The organism is Scandinavium sp. (assembly GCF_036271055.1).
In the GTDB taxonomy this organism is placed as follows: Bacteria; Pseudomonadota; Gammaproteobacteria; order Enterobacterales; family Enterobacteriaceae; genus Scandinavium.
The window spans coordinates 75,649-92,504 of the sequence record NZ_DATBBJ010000043.1 but is presented as its reverse complement, the minus strand read 5'-3'; the positions used below and the strand labels follow the sequence as shown (position 1 = coordinate 92,504).

Here is a 16,856-nt window from a genome sequence, read left to right as displayed (position 1 = left end):
GATCAGGGATGCTTCAAAAAAATGGAGTATGCCGATCCAGAACTGGCGGCTGGCGATGAGCCGTTTTATTATCGAGTTCGGTGACCGCCTGAGCGATCACCTTTAATACGGTGGCAGTTACACAGAATTATTTACAGGGTCCTTTTCATGGCTTTGGTCTTGATTTGCTCCGACGTTTCCATGATCTATGCGATTTACCTGCGGAGCCCCGCTTAATGGATCGGTCAGAAGCCGTAGAGCTTCTGGAAGAAGAGTTTTTACGTCTTAATCTCGTACATTATCGTAATTTATATGACCCTTCTCAAAATATTGTTGATATTTTGAATGCTATCTCTCGGGCAAAAGATGAAGTTACAGACGCATTGCAATACCGCACCCTTGCCCAGGAAATGCTCAATAATGCCAGTAATGCTGAAGAACGTGAGGCTGCCGAGCGAGCGCTGGAAGTTGCTGTAGTTTATGACACCTACGAGAAGATAAAGAAACAGAGGGGATGTCTGGATTTTGGTGATTTGGTTATGCGTCCGGTACAATTGCTTGAAACAAATGAGGAATTGCGCCAGCAATTGCAGCATAATTATCAACATGTAATGGTTGATGAATATCAAGACGTTAACAGAAGCAGCATTCGGTTATTAAAGGCTCTCAAACCTGATGGTGAAAATCTTTGGGTAGTTGGTGATGCCAAGCAATCAATTTACCGTTTTCGTGGAGCATCATCATTTAATATATCGCGTTTTTGTGTGGATGATTTTCCTGGCGGAGAATCGCAATCACTTGAGATTAATTACCGTTCTGTTTCAGAGATTGTTACAGCATTTTCTGCGTTTGCGTCAGAAATGAAAACGGGGGGGCTCAAGAGCCATCTTGCGGCAAATCGCCCCGCATCGGGATCACTGCCTGAAATACAAACAGTAGGAAGCGGAGATTTGGTAAGTTCCGCTTTAGCTGAGTCTATTATACGAATGCGAGAAATTGGATTTAGTTATCGTGATCAGGCGGTTTTTTGTCGTGGAAATGAAAAACTCTCTGCGTTAGGGCAGGATCTGGAACGATTAGGTATTCCGGTATTATTTCTGGGCAGCCTTTTTGAACGTCAGGAAGTTAAGGATCTTGTGGCGCTAGTTTCTCTTCTGACTGATAAACGAGCAATGGGTTTAATTCGTATTGCATGTTGGCCGGAATTTCAGATGCCGATGGAAGATGTTACTCAGGTGCTGGAACACTTCCGTATAACAGATAATGAGCCCGGAAACTGGGACATATCGTCGCTGTCCTTATCGCCGGAGGGATTGTCCTCGTTTGAGAAAATAAAGAATGTACTACATGGCTTTAGTAGTGCTTCTCATCCATGGTTCGTGCTTACTACGGTCTTGTTAGATCGTACGAACGTAGTGGCTCAAATTGCAACGTCGGAAGTGGTTAATGGACAGGCTCGCGGTATTGCTATCTGGCAGTTTATGAATTTTGCCCGGCAACAGTTCAGGGGAAGTGGCGTTCCGATAATGAAAATGATGACGCGGATACGTCGTTTACTCAAGCTCAACGACGATCGCGACCTCAGACAGCTTCCAGCGGCAACTCAAAATATTGATGCAGTCAAATTAATGACGATTCATGGTGCAAAAGGTCTTGAGTTCCCCGTTGTTCATTTAAGTGGAGTGAATAAGGATACGATCCCTGGTTCATACAGAGGAGTGAAATGCCCTCCGCCTGAGGGGATGGTTGTTGGTGGGTACGGTTCGTCTGAAGATATAGCCAAAGAATCCCATGAGAATGAACAAGAATGTCTTTTTTATGTGGCAATGTCTCGTGCACAGGATCGACTGTTTTTTTACGGTGCAACGACTAAAGGTCAGAATAAATCCTTGCGTCGACTTTCCGACTTTTTGGACAGAATGGGGCCTGTTTCGCACAATGTTACAACTCCCATATTAAAGCTGCCTATAGCGCCAGAAAATACGCCTCTACCTGTTGAATTTCAGGGAGACGTGAATTTCAGTGCTAATGCTTTGGATTTATATAATAACTGTCCCAGACGTTTTCTTTATACACATCTTCTGTGCATCGGTGGCCGTCGACAAGAAACGGCATTTATGCAGATGCATGAAGCGGTACGCGATGTGCTTCAGACCATAACCAGACTGGGTAACGGACACGCGCTTGACTGGCAACCTATTCTGGAAACTGCTTTTGTAAAGCAGGGATTGCATGAACATGGTTACGTAGACGACTATCGCAATATTGCCGAAAAGATGCTCACCTTCTTTACCCAGTCCAGACAGGGGGCATCTGTTGAAATGTTGGATGAGTTCGTGTTGAGCTTTACCGGTGCAAAGGTAACGGTTCGTGCTGATGAAATGCTGATACGAGATGATTTGCGTACGTTACGTTGCATATTTACAGGGCATGCCCCCGGGGCAGGCCCGAAAGGTATCAGACATGAAGCGTTTTCACTTGCCACAAAGAGCGTTTTTCCAGGTTCATCAGTTGAGTTGGTCTACTTAGCCGATAATACGGTTTATCCTCTCAATCTTAAGCCGCAAACACTAAACAAATGCGAAAATAAATTGCGAGAGATTCTCACTCGCATATGTAGTGGCGATTTTAAAATATCTGACTCTACGTTTAGCTGCCCCGGATGTCCTGCGTTTTTTATCTGCGGTGGCGTCCCCGCAGGCCCCCTCAAGAAAAAATTCTAAAAAAATTTACCGACGGCGTTCTGATCACCCGATTAAAGGAATGTAGCCAGAAAACTCCTTCAGGCAAAAACTTTAAAAGGTAGTGATATGAATTCTGTTCAAAATGATTTTGATGATGTTGGCGATGCCGTTCGTGAGAACCGTCCGTTAAGGGCTGCACGTGAATATCGCATCAGCGTAGCCATTGAAAGTGTAGATTTTCAGCCAGCTTTCGTTTCTGATCCGGTGCCTACCGGGCGGCAGATTTTGTCTGCAGCAGGTCTTGATGACCGTGATGAAATTACTCTTTGTGCGATATTGCAGTCTGGTGATTTTGAAGATATCCGACTTGATGAAACCTTTGATTTACGGGGATGGGGTGCTGAACGGTTTATTGCTTTCCGTACCGATCGGGACTTCAAGCTGACGCTTGATGATCGCCAGCTTGTATGGGGTATGCCTGCTATTGAAGGCCATGTTTTGTATGTATTGTCCGGCATTGGGCCTGAGCAGGCCGTTTTTCTGGAGGTTCGGGGAGGGACAGACCGTATTATTGAACCTGATGATTTATTGGATCTTACTGAACCGGGCATTGAGCATTTTATCACTGCTAAACGGCCGGAGCAGGGGTACACCATTATCGTTAATTCTCGCGAGGAATCGGTGTCCGGTAAGTGGGTAACGTTCGAGCAGGTTGTGCAACTGGCATTTCCCGGCGCTCCCGTCGAGTCAAACGTTATCTATTCCATGACTTATCGCCATGCAGAATCCAGACCGCATGCTGGTGAGCTGGCTGAGGGTGGTGTCGTCGAAGTTAAACATCAGGGGACGATTTTCAATGTCACAAAAACTGTTCAGTCTTAATAGTGATTTACGCCAGCTTCGCGAAGCTGGCTATCATGTTCAGGTTATTGGTGCTTTCCTGGTGATGCGGGAAGTCCCCTATGTCAATGCACAAAAATGTGTACGCAAAGGGACCCTCGTGACATCTCTGGATCTGGCGGGTGATCACACCCGCAAACCTGAAAATCACGTAATACACTGGGATGGGGAATATCCGTGCAAAGCAAATGGAGTTCCTTTAAATGAAATCCGTCATGTATCCCAACACTTTGATTTTGGTCATGGCCTTACTGCCGAGCATGGTTTTTCAAGTAAGCCAGGGCCGCAAGGGTATCCAGACTATTTTGCTAAGATGTCAACTTATGCAACCATCCTGTCAGGCCCGGCAGCAGTATTACAACCGGGGATTAGCCCTAAAATATTTCGGACTCCTGACGAAACTGAAATGGACAGTGTTTTTAATTATATTGATACCGCGTCCGATCGTGCGGGAATTGGAAAGCTATCTGAGAAATTAGAAGGTGAGATTGTTTCTATTATTGGTACTGGCGGAACGGGTAGTTACATTATTGATTTAGTATCTAAAACGCCGGTGCGCGAAATTCGCTTATTTGATGCTGATGAGTTTCTTCAACATAATGCATTTCGTGCTCCTGGAGCTCCACTATTGGATGAGCTCCGCAATGCACCGTTGAAAGTGGACTATTTCAAGGGTATTTACGAAAGAATGCATCGCAATATTATTGTACATCCCATCAGATTGAACGATTCTAACCTTAGCCTGATAAACGGTACTACGTTTGCATTTATTTGTATGGATGCCGGTGAAGAAAAAAAAGCGATAATTCAAAAGCTGGAGTCGCTTGGTATTTCCTTCATTGATGTTGGGATGGGCCTTGAATTGGTGAACGGTAGTCTTGGTGGCATTCTTAGAGTAACTACTAGTACTACGGACAAACGCGAGCACGTACATTCTGGACGTATCTCTTTTGCAGGCGGAGGGGAGAAAGATATTTATGCTTCAAATATACAGGTTGCTGATTTAAATGCGCTTAACGCAGCTCTGGCTGTCATAAAATGGAAGAAATTGAAAGGGTTTTACCGCGATTTGGAAAACGAGCATCATTGCACCTATACCACTGATGGTAATATGTTGCTGAATGAGGATTTGAAATGCTGAAAATAAAGAAACTGGAACATCGATTTATTCGTAGCATTCCTCGTGAACTCGATGTTGGCGTGATATATATATCAATGGAGTACGCAACAGCAGTACATTGCTGCTGTTGTGGTTGTGGGGAACAGGTTGTTACGCCATTTTCACCAACTGACTGGAAGATGATTTACGATGGTGAGTCTGTATCGTTGACGCCATCCATTGGTAACTGGTATTCCGCCTGTCGTTCGCACTACATTATTAAACAGGATATTATCATTGAGGTTGGTAGCTGGAATGATGCCCAGATTACGGCAGAAAGAAAAAGAGATAAATTAGCTAAAGCGCATTACTATAATCCATCAGCTAAACCTCCTAACTTGGAGGAAGAGATGAAAGATACCTCAAGGCAGTTATCCAGAGATCTCGGAGTTATGGGGAATTTGTTGGGATGGTTGCGTAATCTGATACGCAAAAACTAATTTGTAACGATAGTCGTACCAATAAGCTGGTTAAAGGGGGGGATCTGCGATTTCCCCTAAGCTTATTTGTATTAGTCGCGACTTGATCTGACACATAACCTTGAAAGGTTGAGGGTTACCGGTTTTGATATGGGTGTCGAATCCTTATACAAAACACGAGGTAACTCTCATGCTTCATACTACCAATCACACCATCAAACACAAAACAGGTTTGCTCAATCTGGCTGAAGAACTCAGCAATGTGTCGAAAGCCTGCAAAATTATGGGCGTCTCACTCGATACATTTTACCGTTATCGTGAACTGGCCGATGAAGGCGGAGTGGATGCACTGATAAACCGTAGTCGTCGCGCCCCTAATCTCAAGAACCGTACTGATGATGCCACTGAGCAGGCTGTTGTTGATTATGCCGTTGCTTTCCCTGCTCATGGTCAGCATCGGAGCAGTAATGAACTGCGTAAACAGGGCATTTTTATCTCAGGAAGTGGCGTCCGTTCTGTCTGGCTGCGCCACAACCCTGAGAACTTCAAAAAACGCCTGAAAGCACTGGAAGAAAAAGTCGCCCGTGATGGTATCGAACTGACCGATGCTCAAATCGCAGCACTGGAACGTAAAGCCAGTGATGACGAGGGCAGCGGTGAAATTGAAACCGCTCATCCGGGTTATCTGGGCTCTCAGGACATGTTCTACGTGGGCAATCTGAAAGGCGTCGGACGTATTTATCAGCAGACGTTCGTTGATACGTACTCGAAGGTTGCTCACTGCAAGCTGTATGTCACCAAAACGCGGATTACTGCGGCTGACCTGATAAATGATCGTGTGCTGCCATTTTACGCGTCTCAGGGCCTGCCAGTGCTAAGGATACTGACAGACAGGGGCACAGAGTACTGTGGCAAAGTGGAGCAGCATGATTACCAGCTTTATCTGGCGATAAATGATATCGACCACACGAAAACGAAGGCAATGTCACCGCAGACGAATGGCATCTGCGAGCGGTTCCACAGAACGATATTGAATGAGTTTTATCAGGTCATATTCCGTAAAAAACTGTATGGCGAACTCGACACATTACAATCAGATCTTGATGAATGGCTGGCTCACTATAATAATGAGCGAACTCATCAGGGTAAAATGTGCTGTGGGCGGACGCCAATGGAAACATTACTTGATGGAAAGCGCATCTGGGCTGAGAAAAATTTAAGCCAGATGTAATCTGACAGATACCTGTATAAATAACCGGTAACTGTCAGATCAGGTCTGAGCTAATACAGCTTATTATATTTTGTTAATTTCCCTCCATTCAAACCCACTTGCTGCTTAACTCCAATCGCAGTATCCGGCACCTGCAAAATCAGGTGCCGGGATTGGAACCCCGAAATATAACCATACTGGTGACGCATCTGCGTCTTTTTTATGTCGCGCGCTTAGCTACATCAAAATTATGGTGGGCTGGGCGGGGGAGCCCTAAGGTGCGCCGATTCCAGTATGGCCGGTAGTTCCAACCTTGTTCATTTAACCACCCATGAGATTGGAACTAGGCATCTCTTTAGCAACTAGTGTCCAGGGACTTGCATTTCTGCCTTGAGATGCCTGTATGTTTTAACTATGATGATTTTTCAGACGATATCCGGCCATCTGGCAAAAATATAGGGTGCGATGTATTCCTCACGGCTTGTGCTCAGATAATCTGACCACCACTGCATCATTTCGAAACGTTCTTCCAGGTATTCTGCTTTATGAAGGTATGCTGCTCTGACAGTATTACGGTCTTTATGGCTCATTTGCCGTTCTATTGCATCTTTTGACCATTTCCCTGACTCGTTAAGGGTGCTACAGGCCATTGTCCGGAATCCATGAGCACAGACATCATTTTTTGTGCTATATCCGATAACCCGTAGTGCCTTGTTAATAGTGTTCTCGCTCATGGGTTTATTTAAATTTCTGATGCTGTGGAAAACAAACTCCGATTCCCCACTGATCTTTTTTATGCGTTCCAGTATCTTCATCGCCTGGTCGGACAGGGGAACCAGATGTTCCTCTTTCATTTTTGAACCACGATTTGAAAATCTTATTCCGTCTATGGCTTTGCGTTTTGCGGGAATCGCCCATATATGTATTTTCATATTAAATTCATCCCATCGGGCAAGTCGTAACTCGCTTGCGCGCAAGAAAACGTGGAGACTCAACTCAAGTGCGAGGCGGGTAAGTTCATGGCCTTTATATTCACTAATTGCTGTCAGTAATTCAGGCAGACGCCTGAGGGGGAGGGCGGGATAATGTCGAACCACAACCGGAGTGATAATGTCTTCTAAATCAAATGCCGGATTGTAGTGTATGAGTCCTTGTTGCACGGCGTAACGCATTATTTTAGTTAAATACTGACGCACACGACCAGCGACATCATGTACACCCTTGTTGTCGATTGCCTTGATGAGTTCAGCCAGATGGAAGGTTTCAATCTTCGCGATATTTTTCTCACCAACATAAGGGAAAACATATCGCTGGAGGCAGACCAGAATTTTATTGGCATGTTCCTCCGACCAGCGATTCAGGCAACTGGAGTGCCATGCAAGGGCAATATGCTGAAATGTGCGGGTTTTGCCGGAGGCCGCTTTTTCAGACTTTCGATGCTCGGATGGCGATATGCCTGATGCCAGCAACCTCCTTGCGGTATCACGCTTTCTGCGGGCTTCTGCGACTGTGATTTGAGGATAAGGACCAAAAGCAATGCGGTTTTGTTTTCCATTGAAACGAAAGCGGAAGTACCATAAACGAGAACCACTATTTGATATAACGAGATAAAGGCCCTGAGAGTCGGCAAGTCTGTAAGGCTTCTCCTGGGAGATTGCATTTTGAATTATATGGTCATTTAAAGGCATTTTAGTGTCTCTTTGTCGAACATAATCTGAGAACCTTTGACCATACACTCCATCTTTAAATTATGGACTGTGAAATGAATTTATATAGATATGTTATCAATTTTGATTATTTGATGCTGATTTGTAATCATTAAACAGCTAATGAATTTTTCACAGCACTCAAGGGGAAATGAATTATGTTATATGTTTTTATGATTTTAATAGGAATTAGGGGCGGTGATTAAACATCCTGAAGTTTTTGAGTATGATGGCTTTTATATGAGTTTTTATCGGTGGGGATAGTAAGTGTGGTGCCGGGATAGGGTATCGAACTTTATATTTTATTTAATATCTAGAGATGCGGTTTTTCAATTATTTATTTTATGTATTGATGTTTTTAGAGAGGTAAGGTATATGAAAATTTTGGTTTTTTAATTCACATAGAAACGCATGAATACATATAAAGACATATAGGGACGATACGTGCCCGGACTCGGAATCGAACCAATGGCGCAGGATTTATTTTATCTCATTGATTTATATATTTATTTGTGATTTGGATGAGCGCTGGTTGATGAGTAGCTGCGCAGGAATGTGGCTTTATTTTGTGTAATATGGATTCCATTAGTTGTATTAAATATATGGTAGGGGGCTGTGTGTTTGATAAGGAACCGATTTTTTTAAGGAAGGTGGGAATATAAAGACAGAAAAATATTAATGTTCTGTCTTTATATCAGTTTTATTTATCTGCAAACGACACTTTAATTATTCCGGGCTGTATTATTTTCTCGAGCATAAATCCAGGGGGCAATATATTTTTCACGACTCATATCCAGATAATCAGACCACCATTGCATCATGGCCTTGCGGGCATCCAGATGTTCTGCTTTATGTATATATGCCGCCCGCACGCTGTTACGTTCCTGATGACTCATTTGCCGCTCCACTGCATCCCGCGACCAGAGTTCAGATTCCACTAATGCGCTACAGGCCATTGCCCGGAAGCCGTGCCCGCAGACATCAGTTTTGGTATCGTAACCCATCAGACGCAGCGCCCGGTTGATAGTGTTTTCACTCATTGGTTTATACGGGTTGTGGTCGCCGGGGAAGACCAGCTCCAGATGGCCGGAGATTTCCTGTATTTGCTTCAGAATGGCAATAGCCTGCCGGGATAATGGCACAATATGCGGAGTGCGCATTTTTGCGCCACGACTTGAAAAACGAACTTTATCTATCGCCTCGCGGGTGGCGGGGATGGTCCAGATTTTGTGTCTATAATCTATCTCGCTCCAGCGGGCGAAGCGCAGTTCACTGGAGCGAATAAACAGATGGAGTGTCAGCACCACAGCCAACCTTGTTAACTGTCGCCCCTGCTGGTAATCACCGATGCGCTCAAATAATTCGGGCAATTGCTCCAGCGGCAGGGCAGGATAGTGATTTTTAATCGGCGGTGCGGTGACACCTTCCAGATGCAGGGCTGGATTGTTTTCCGTCAGTCCCTGCTGCACGGCGTAGCGCATAATGTTGCAGATCTGCTGTCGGGTGCGGGATGCGACTTCCAGAAAACCTTTATCCTCGACAACTCTCAGCAGCGCCGTGAAATGCTGCGTTTTCAGCAGAGTGACGGGCAGATGACCGATTGCCGGAAAGATATGATTTTTCATACTGGCGAGGATGCGCTCTGCATAGTCAGTCGACCATTTTTTGTTGGTTTTGTGCCAGTTCAGTGCGACAACTTCAAAGCATTTTTCCGGTGAAGCCGCGGCTTTCTCAGTCATGCGTTGTTGTGCGGGATTGATATTCTGCGCCAAAAGTTTACGAATACCGTCGCGTTGTTGACGGGCTTCGGCGAGCGAGATCAACGGATACGCGCCCAGACTGATACGGGATTCCTTGCCATTAAAACGATATTTGAGATACCAGATACGCGAACCACCCGGATTGACGAGCAGATACAGACCGTGCGAATCAGACAGTTTTATGCGTTTAGATGTGGATTTTAAGTTGCGGATTTTTGAATCATTAAGGGACATCTGGGGGTCACTCCGATATCGAACCAATCTGACCCCAGATCTGACCACCAATTTCGCCGGATGCGGAGAGAAAAACAGATACGCATCGGGAAAGATTTTCACGCTAACCTATTGAATCAAAAACAAATAAAGACTCATAGGGAAGCATAAGAATCGAAATTTGGCTCCTCTGACTGGACTCGAACCAGTGACATACGGATTAACAGTCCGCCGTTCTACCGACTGAACTACAGAGGAATCGTGTGAACGGGGCGAATAATAGCGATGCCTGAGCGGCATGTCAAAGGCTCGCTATGCCAGGTTCGTTCGACTGCTGACAATTTCAGCAAAATAGGGTTAATTGCTGAAAAATAGCACAGCGCGCACTGGTTTGGTGCGTATCGACTCCTGATGGGGCATTACACAATCTGCTGACCGGTTACTAAAAGCCGGGAAATTATTAGTATCTCTTATTCTGCGGCCTGTCAGGGCTAACTTGTCCACCTGGTCAAAAATTGGCAAGCATATTGCAACTCCTCCGACAACTGAATCGCCGGATTGAATCCTGGCATCCCGAACCGGAGGCAAAATGAACTTAAGACGACTGAAGTACTTCGTAAAAATCGTCGATATCGGTAGCCTGACTCAGGCCGCTGAGGTGTTGCATATCGCTCAGCCCGCGTTAAGCCAGCAGGTCGCCACGCTTGAAGGGGAGATGGATCAGCAACTCCTTATTCGCACCAAGCGGGGAGTAACGCCAACCGAAGCCGGTAAAATTCTCTACACCCATGCGCGAACCATTTTGCGCCAGTGTGAGCAGGCGCAAATGGCAGTCTGTAACATGGGGCAGACGCTGAGCGGGCAAGTGTCAATTGGCCTTGCGCCAGGCACTGCCGCGTCATCTATCACCATGCCTTTGTTGCAGGCCGTACGGAATGAATTACCGGAAGTGATGGTGTATCTGCATGAAAATAGCGGCACCGTGCTGAACGATCGCTTGCTCAACGGACAACTGGATATGGCGGTGATGTATGAGCGTTCGCCCGTGGCAGGGATCACCAGCCAGCAACTGCTGAAAGAAGATTTATGGCTGGTTGGCACGCGCGATTGCCCAGGACAAAGTGTCGACTTGCTTGCGGTCGCAGAAATGAATCTTTTCCTGCCGCGTGACTATAGCGCCGTGCGGGCCCGCGTCGATGAGGCTTTCTCTTTGCGTCGTCTGACCGCGAAAATCATCGGCGAAATTGAATCGCTCTCTACGTTAACTGCTGCGATTGCGAGCGGAATGGGGGTAACGGTGTTACCTGAATCAGCCGCTCGCGCGCTCTGTGCCACGGCGAATGGATGGATGGCGCGGATCACTACACCGTCGATGAGTTTACCGCTGTCGTTGAATATGTCGGCGCGTGGTTCGCTTTCGCCACAGGCTCAGGCGGTGAAAGAGATCCTGATGTCGCTGGTCAGTCGTCCGTCCCTCGAAAATCGCGAACTACTGATGGTCAGCTAGTCGTTATATCCGAAAGGAATAAGTTGCTGGTTTTTATTATTTGTTCAGCAGGGGCGCAGACTCTAACAATAGCGTTATGTCTGAAGGTCCCTGGAGGAAAGGGTGAATTTCCAGCAACTCAAAATTATTCGCGAGGCGGCACGGCAGGATTACAACCTGACCGAAGTCGCCAACATGCTTTACACCTCACAGTCTGGCGTGAGTCGTCATATCCGTGAACTGGAAGAAGAGCTCGGCATTGAGATTTTCATCCGTCGTGGTAAACGCCTGCTTGGCATGACCGAGCCCGGCAAAGCGCTGCTGGTGATTGCCGAGCGTATCCTCAATGAGGCGAGCAATGTGCGTCGTCTTGTTGATCTGTTCACCAACGACGCTTCTGGCGTACTGACCATCGCGACTACGCACACTCAGGCACGCTACAGTTTGCCGCCAGTGATTAAGGCGTTTCGAGAATTATTCAAAGAGGTGCGGCTGGAGCTGATTCAGGGCACGCCGCAGGAAATCGAAACGCTTCTGCATAATGGTGGGGCGGATATCGGTATCGCCAGTGAGCGGTTAAGCAATGATTCAACGCTGGCGGCGTTTCCGTGGTTTCGCTGGCATCACAATCTTCTGGTGCCAGAAGGGCATCCTTTGACGCAAACTGTCCCGCTAACACTGGAAGCCATCGCCCGTTGGCCGCTTATCACCTATCGCCAGGGCATTACCGGGCGTTCGCGCATCGATGAAGCTTTTAATCGTAAAGGGTTGGTCCCGGATATTGTGCTTAGCGCGCAGGATTCTGATGTCATCAAAACCTACGTAGAACTGGGGTTGGGCATCGGCCTGGTGGCGGAGCAATCAGGCGATAATCAGGAAACCGGCAGGCTAACACGGCTCGATACGCACCATCTTTTTGATGCGAATACGGTTTGGCTTGGGCTTAAACGCGGTCAATTACAGCGTAACTATGTCTGGCGTTTTCTGGAGCTGTGTAATGCGGGTCTGTCTGTTGAGGAAATCAAGCGGCAGGTGATGGAACCGGAAGAAGTGGCTATCGATTATCAAATCTAGAAAGCAAAAAGCCTGCTCAGTTACCTGAGCAGGCTTTTCAAATATGGCTCCTCTGACTGGACTCGAACCAGTGACATACGGATTAACAGTCCGCCGTTCTACCGACTGAACTACAGAGGAATCGTGTGAACGAGGCACATACTAAAGGCGTGCCTTTTTTGTGTCAACACTAAAATTAACTGACTGATTCAATTGCATGAAATAGCTGCAATGTGTCGTTTTAGTGTACTACGCGGAAATTCCTGCCGTCATCATCCCCATTTTCACGAATCCGCTGTAACGGATCCTGCTGATAAAAATGGCAGAAACGTTGCCACAGCGCGGGGAAGCGGGGGGCAAACAACTCCGGTGCACTGAAGAAGTATTCTGAGAGCACGGCGAAACATTCAGCAGGGTCAGTGGCGGCATAGGCATCAATGCTGGCTGCACTTTCACCGACGAGATCGATTTCATCCTGGATATTGTTCATTGCGGCGTGCAGGTCATGCTCCCAACCCGCAACTTCACGCAAGGGGATCAGCGGTACGCCGTTGGCTCGGTCACCGTTGCGAACGTCCAGTTTATGTGCCGTTTCGTGGACAATCAGGTTAAAACCTGAAGCGTCGAACGAATCCTGAATATCCAGCCAATTCAGCACGATCGGTCCTTGCTGCCAACTCTGGCCTGATTGCACCACGCGTTGGTTGTGAATTAGCCCAATATCGTCTTCCCATTCGTCATCCACCACAAAGGGAGCAGGGTAGATCAAAACCTCGTGAAAACCATCGAGCCATTCGATCCCGAGAGACAAGATTGGCAGGCAAAAAAGCAGGGCGATACGGGCGTTTTGCAGAGAGGTCAGTTCGAGCCCCTGAAGAGGAACAAGCCGTTTTTGTTGCAGAAAACGATCGGCAAGCTTTACCAGCCTGAGCTGTTCTTCAGGCGAAAGGCTTGCCAGAACAGGTATGGCAATGGCCTGTTCCCACGGGAGATCCGCGCTATGAGGGGCGTCATGTGCTTTCCAGGGCCATTTAATCATCGCTTTGCTCGCAAACTCGTCACTTGATGCCAATTGAAGGGACAGGGTCTGTTAAAATGCCAAAGAACCAGGCATCATGGCAACCACTCAGCGGAGAGATGCCGGAGCGGCTGAACGGACTAGTCTCGAAAACTAGAGTAGGGGCAACTCTACCGGGGGTTCAAATCCCCCTCTCTCCGCCAATTATTCAAGCAGTTACAAAAAATATTTTCAACGACCCTCGTCACAGATACCTTTTTCTCTTCCTCTTTGAACAGTTTATAACCCGATATTCACTCGCGTGATAGGAATGCTCCCTTTCATTCATAAAAAACACGCATAAAAAAAGCCCGCACGTGGCGGGCTCGAAATGCAAAGTGATTCTTAGAACTGGTAAACCATGCCAACGCCAACTACGTCGTCAGTATTGATACCTGTCGCGGTGTAGAATTGGTCATCGTTGTCCAGCAGGTTGATTTTGTAATCAACGTAGGTGGAGAAGTTTTTGTTGAAGTAGTAGTTGGCGCCAACAGAAACGTATTTAACGAGATTTTTATCGTTCCAGTCGCTGTTGTTGACAAAGTCGTCAGTCAGGTCTTTACCTTTTGACTGCAGGTAAGAGATTTCAGGACGCAGGCCGAAATCGAACTGATACTGTGCAGTGATTTCGAAGTTCTGAGTTTTGTTGGCGATCAATGCATCATTGTTACCAAACGGCGTCATGTTGCGAGTTTCAGCATACATAGCGGCCAGATAGACATCATTTGCATCATATTTCAGACCGAAGGTCCAGGCATCAGCTTTTTCGCCGCCGGCGGTGCTGTAAGATTCCTGCTGGTTGGTACGATCAGACGATGCGTACGCAGCACCAGCACTCAGGCCCATGCCGAAATCATAAACAGTTGACAGACCGAAGCCGTCACCGTTATCGCTACGCATGCTGCTCAGATCACCACGGTTATTGGTGCCTTCCTGATCCATTGCACAGCCAATTTCATTACATTCAGAACCTTCGTTCGCACCCTGATACTGCAGCGCGAAGCTCAGGCCATCAACCAGACCGAAGAAATCGCTGTTACGGTAGGTCGCCATACCGTTACCACGACCAACCATAAAGTTGTCGGTGTAGGTATAAGAGTCGCCACCAAACACTGGCAGCATATCGGTCCAGGCTTCTACGTCGTAGACAACGCCATAGTTACGGCCATAATCGAATGAACCGTAGTCGCCGAATTTCATCCCAGCAAAGCCCAGACGGGTTGCAGAGTCGCTGCTACCTTCGGTGCCGTTTGCCTGGATATTGTATTCCCACTGACCGTAGCCAGTCAGTTCGCTGTTGATCTGGGTTTCGCCTTTGAAACCGAGACGAACATAGGTCTCATCGCCATCGCTGCCAGCATTGTCAGAAAATTGATGACGCGCATCAACTTTGCCGTACAGATCGAGTTTATTACCGTCTTTATTATAGATTTCTGCTGCATTTGCTGCGCCTGCCAGTAACAACGCAGGCATAAGGATCGCCAGTACTTTTCTTTTCATTATATAATTCCTTTGATTTATAAATATCCTGAATATAGGTGCAACCTATCCGAGAAGCGAAATAAATAGTAGCGATGAAGTTCATTTTAATTTAAAGAAAACATGTAAATAAGTTATTTAAAATATTTCAATTTATTTCCATTTGGCTGTAATATATGTATTTGTAATTGAGATTGCTTTGGCATTCATGCCGCTTATCTATTGGGTTGTAATGGATTTGCTAGTGAGTTGAGCGATTTTTGGAAACATTATTTGTTGTGTGAATGATACATTGAGATGTAATCATGGGGGGTATGAAAATGACGAAAAAAAACCTGACCATGGCGAGGTCAGGTGCTATTAAAGTTAATAAAATGAGTGCAGTGTAAAAACAACAAAAGGCAGGGAATAGTTGCACAGGAGGTAAATTAATTATAGTTCGGAAGCAGACATGGGGATATCTACACTTCGACGTAAGAAAATATTCAAATTAACAATGCCAAAAAGAGTAGTTTGAGAATGACACGCCATCGGCGTGACGCAAAATTTGCCAAAGATCAAAAGAACAGCAACTCAATGAAACAAGAAAGCGCCCAACTCTTTTCTGAGCCGTGCGCGAGGCTATAATGTGACGAAATTCACATTTTTGGTGGCGTTAAGTGAAAGACGAAACATTTCAGTATCAACAGGAAGAATCTCTTTTTTTGACCGAAAGGCTTTCGCGTGGTCCCGGTGGCACGCTGGCGTTGTGGTTGTTTTATGCTTTTTGCGGATACTTTATCTGGGCGATGCTGCGTTATGGTTGGGTTGTCAGCCAAATTGAGTCCATTCCTGGTACTACGCTTGAAGGGGAATTGGGTTCGACAGAAGGTAAGTGGTTAGGCGCATTGCTTGGTTTTCTGGTGCTGAGTGTTGTGGGCGCCATTCTGGGCGGAATAGCATGGTACACACGCCCCCGCCATTCCGGGACGTCAGGAAGCTGAAACAAAAAACTGCTATTCTTGCGGCTCTTGCGCGTATGAAAAGGAGCGGTGAATGACAGTACAACTCTGGCAGCAACGTTTTGAAAATTGGTTACGACAACATCATAACGACGACGATGCTGCCCACGATATTTCCCACTTCCGCCGTGTCTGGGCTACCGCCCAACGTTTGTCCGTAGAGGAAAATATCGACGAACGGGTTATGTTGGCCGCCTGTTATTTTCATGACATTGTGAGCCTGGCGAAAAATCACCCGCAACGCAGCCGGTCATCTGCATTGGCTGCGGAAAAAACAGTGTCGATTCTGCGCGAGGATTTCCCTGATTTCCCAGAAGATCTTTACCCAGCAGTGGCGCATGCCATTGAAGCGCACAGCCACAGCGCGAACATCACGCCCCAGACGCGGGAAGCCAAAATTGTGCAGGACGCCGACCGTCTGGAGTCGTTAGGCGCCATCGGGTTAGCGCGTGTTTTTTCGGTAGCAGGCAGACTGAATGTGTCCTTATTTGATGCCGAAGATCCCTTTGCCGATTCGCGAGCGCTAAACGACCAACGTTATGCCCTCGATCATTTTCAGAACAAACTCCTGCGCCTGCCCGCTACGATGCAAACCGAGCAGGGGAAAGCGCTGGCTGAGCATAACGCCCGCTATCTGGTGCAGTTTATGGCGAAAATGAGCGCTGAATTGCAGGGCGATTATCTGCAATATGATGAGGCGATTCTGGCGCGTTTTGAACCGGGCATCTGAGTTCAGTAAGAGAAATTGTG

At 46.7% G+C, this 16,856-nt stretch carries 13 protein-coding genes and 3 tRNA genes; 10 read left to right on the top strand and 6 right to left on the bottom strand.

Translation table 11 applies throughout. The annotated features are described in order from the left end of the window. Positions 1-110: 110 nt before the first annotated feature. The 5 genes from VH187_RS06655 to VH187_RS06635 all read left to right on the top strand — a co-directional run bounded on the left by VH187_RS06655 (position 111) and on the right by VH187_RS06635 (position 6,372). Positions 111-2,702 carry an ATP-dependent DNA helicase gene (locus VH187_RS06655; RefSeq protein ID WP_329700693.1) on the top strand — a complete coding sequence of 864 codons (2,592 nt, stop codon included), beginning with the start codon at positions 111-113 and terminating at the stop codon, positions 2,700-2,702. An 87-nt stretch (positions 2,703-2,789) separates the two neighbouring features. After that, positions 2,790-3,545, top strand: a complete 756-nt coding sequence (locus VH187_RS06650) for a multiubiquitin domain-containing protein (RefSeq protein WP_329700692.1) — start codon at positions 2,790-2,792, stop codon at positions 3,543-3,545. Beyond that, the gene (locus VH187_RS06645) at positions 3,520-4,704 is read left to right on the top strand and encodes a ThiF family adenylyltransferase (protein ID WP_329700691.1); all 1,185 of its coding nucleotides are present in this window, start codon (positions 3,520-3,522) and stop codon (positions 4,702-4,704) included. The genes VH187_RS06650 and VH187_RS06645 overlap by 26 nt, the downstream gene beginning before the upstream one ends. Further along, a complete protein-coding gene (locus tag VH187_RS06640) occupies positions 4,698-5,162 on the top strand; it encodes a ubiquitination-like system serine protease family protein (protein ID WP_329700690.1) in 465 nt (154 codons plus the stop codon). Before VH187_RS06645 ends, VH187_RS06640 begins: the two co-directional genes overlap by 7 nt. A gap of 169 nt (positions 5,163-5,331) precedes the next feature. After that, positions 5,332-6,372 carry an IS481 family transposase gene (locus VH187_RS06635; protein ID WP_329700689.1) on the top strand — a complete coding sequence of 347 codons (1,041 nt, stop codon included), beginning with the start codon at positions 5,332-5,334 and terminating at the stop codon, positions 6,370-6,372. A gap of 404 nt (positions 6,373-6,776) precedes the next feature. Here the strand turns inward: VH187_RS06635 and VH187_RS06630 are convergent, their stop codons facing one another. The 3 genes from VH187_RS06630 to VH187_RS06620 form a co-directional block, all read right to left on the bottom strand. Further along, on the bottom strand, positions 6,777-8,039 hold the full coding sequence (locus VH187_RS06630) for a tyrosine-type recombinase/integrase (protein ID WP_329700688.1): 1,263 nt from the start codon (positions 8,037-8,039) through the stop codon (positions 6,777-6,779). A 740-nt stretch (positions 8,040-8,779) separates the two neighbouring features. Then, entirely contained in the window at positions 8,780-10,051 is a 1,272-nt protein-coding gene (locus tag VH187_RS06625) for a tyrosine-type recombinase/integrase (RefSeq protein ID WP_329700687.1), read from the bottom strand. Between the two features lie 161 nt (positions 10,052-10,212). Next, positions 10,213-10,288, bottom strand: a tRNA-Asn gene (locus VH187_RS06620). Between the two features lie 331 nt (positions 10,289-10,619). Here VH187_RS06620 and nac point away from each other — a divergent pair. Beyond that, positions 10,620-11,537, top strand: coding sequence for a nitrogen assimilation transcriptional regulator NAC (nac, locus tag VH187_RS06615; RefSeq protein ID WP_329700686.1), 918 nt, complete (start codon positions 10,620-10,622; stop codon positions 11,535-11,537). A 102-nt stretch (positions 11,538-11,639) separates the two neighbouring features. Further along, positions 11,640-12,590, top strand: coding sequence for an HTH-type transcriptional regulator Cbl (gene cbl, locus VH187_RS06610; protein ID WP_329700685.1), 951 nt, complete (start codon positions 11,640-11,642; stop codon positions 12,588-12,590). A gap of 44 nt (positions 12,591-12,634) precedes the next feature. On the opposite strand, the gene VH187_RS06605 is transcribed toward cbl, so the two are convergent. Then, a tRNA-Asn gene (locus VH187_RS06605) sits at positions 12,635-12,710 on the bottom strand. Between the two features lie 100 nt (positions 12,711-12,810). Beyond that, positions 12,811-13,608 carry a DgsA anti-repressor MtfA gene (mtfA, locus tag VH187_RS06600; RefSeq protein WP_329700684.1) on the bottom strand — a complete coding sequence of 266 codons (798 nt, stop codon included), beginning with the start codon at positions 13,606-13,608 and terminating at the stop codon, positions 12,811-12,813. Positions 13,609-13,700: 92 nt separating this feature from the next. Between mtfA and VH187_RS06595 the strand changes: the two genes are divergently transcribed. Continuing rightward, positions 13,701-13,790: transfer RNA gene (locus tag VH187_RS06595), tRNA-Ser, on the top strand. Positions 13,791-13,971: 181 nt separating this feature from the next. On the opposite strand, the gene ompC is transcribed toward VH187_RS06595, so the two are convergent. Further along, complete coding sequence (ompC, locus tag VH187_RS06590) at positions 13,972-15,126, bottom strand: porin OmpC (protein ID WP_329700683.1); 1,155 nt, start codon at positions 15,124-15,126, stop codon at positions 13,972-13,974. 683 nt (positions 15,127-15,809) lie between these two features. Here ompC and drpB point away from each other — a divergent pair. Then, positions 15,810-16,088 carry a cell division protein DrpB gene (gene drpB / locus VH187_RS06585; protein ID WP_329700682.1) on the top strand — a complete coding sequence of 93 codons (279 nt, stop codon included), beginning with the start codon at positions 15,810-15,812 and terminating at the stop codon, positions 16,086-16,088. 52 nt (positions 16,089-16,140) lie between these two features. Continuing rightward, complete coding sequence (locus tag VH187_RS06580) at positions 16,141-16,836, top strand: phosphohydrolase (protein WP_329700681.1); 696 nt, start codon at positions 16,141-16,143, stop codon at positions 16,834-16,836. The last annotated feature ends 20 nt before the right edge of the window (positions 16,837-16,856 follow it).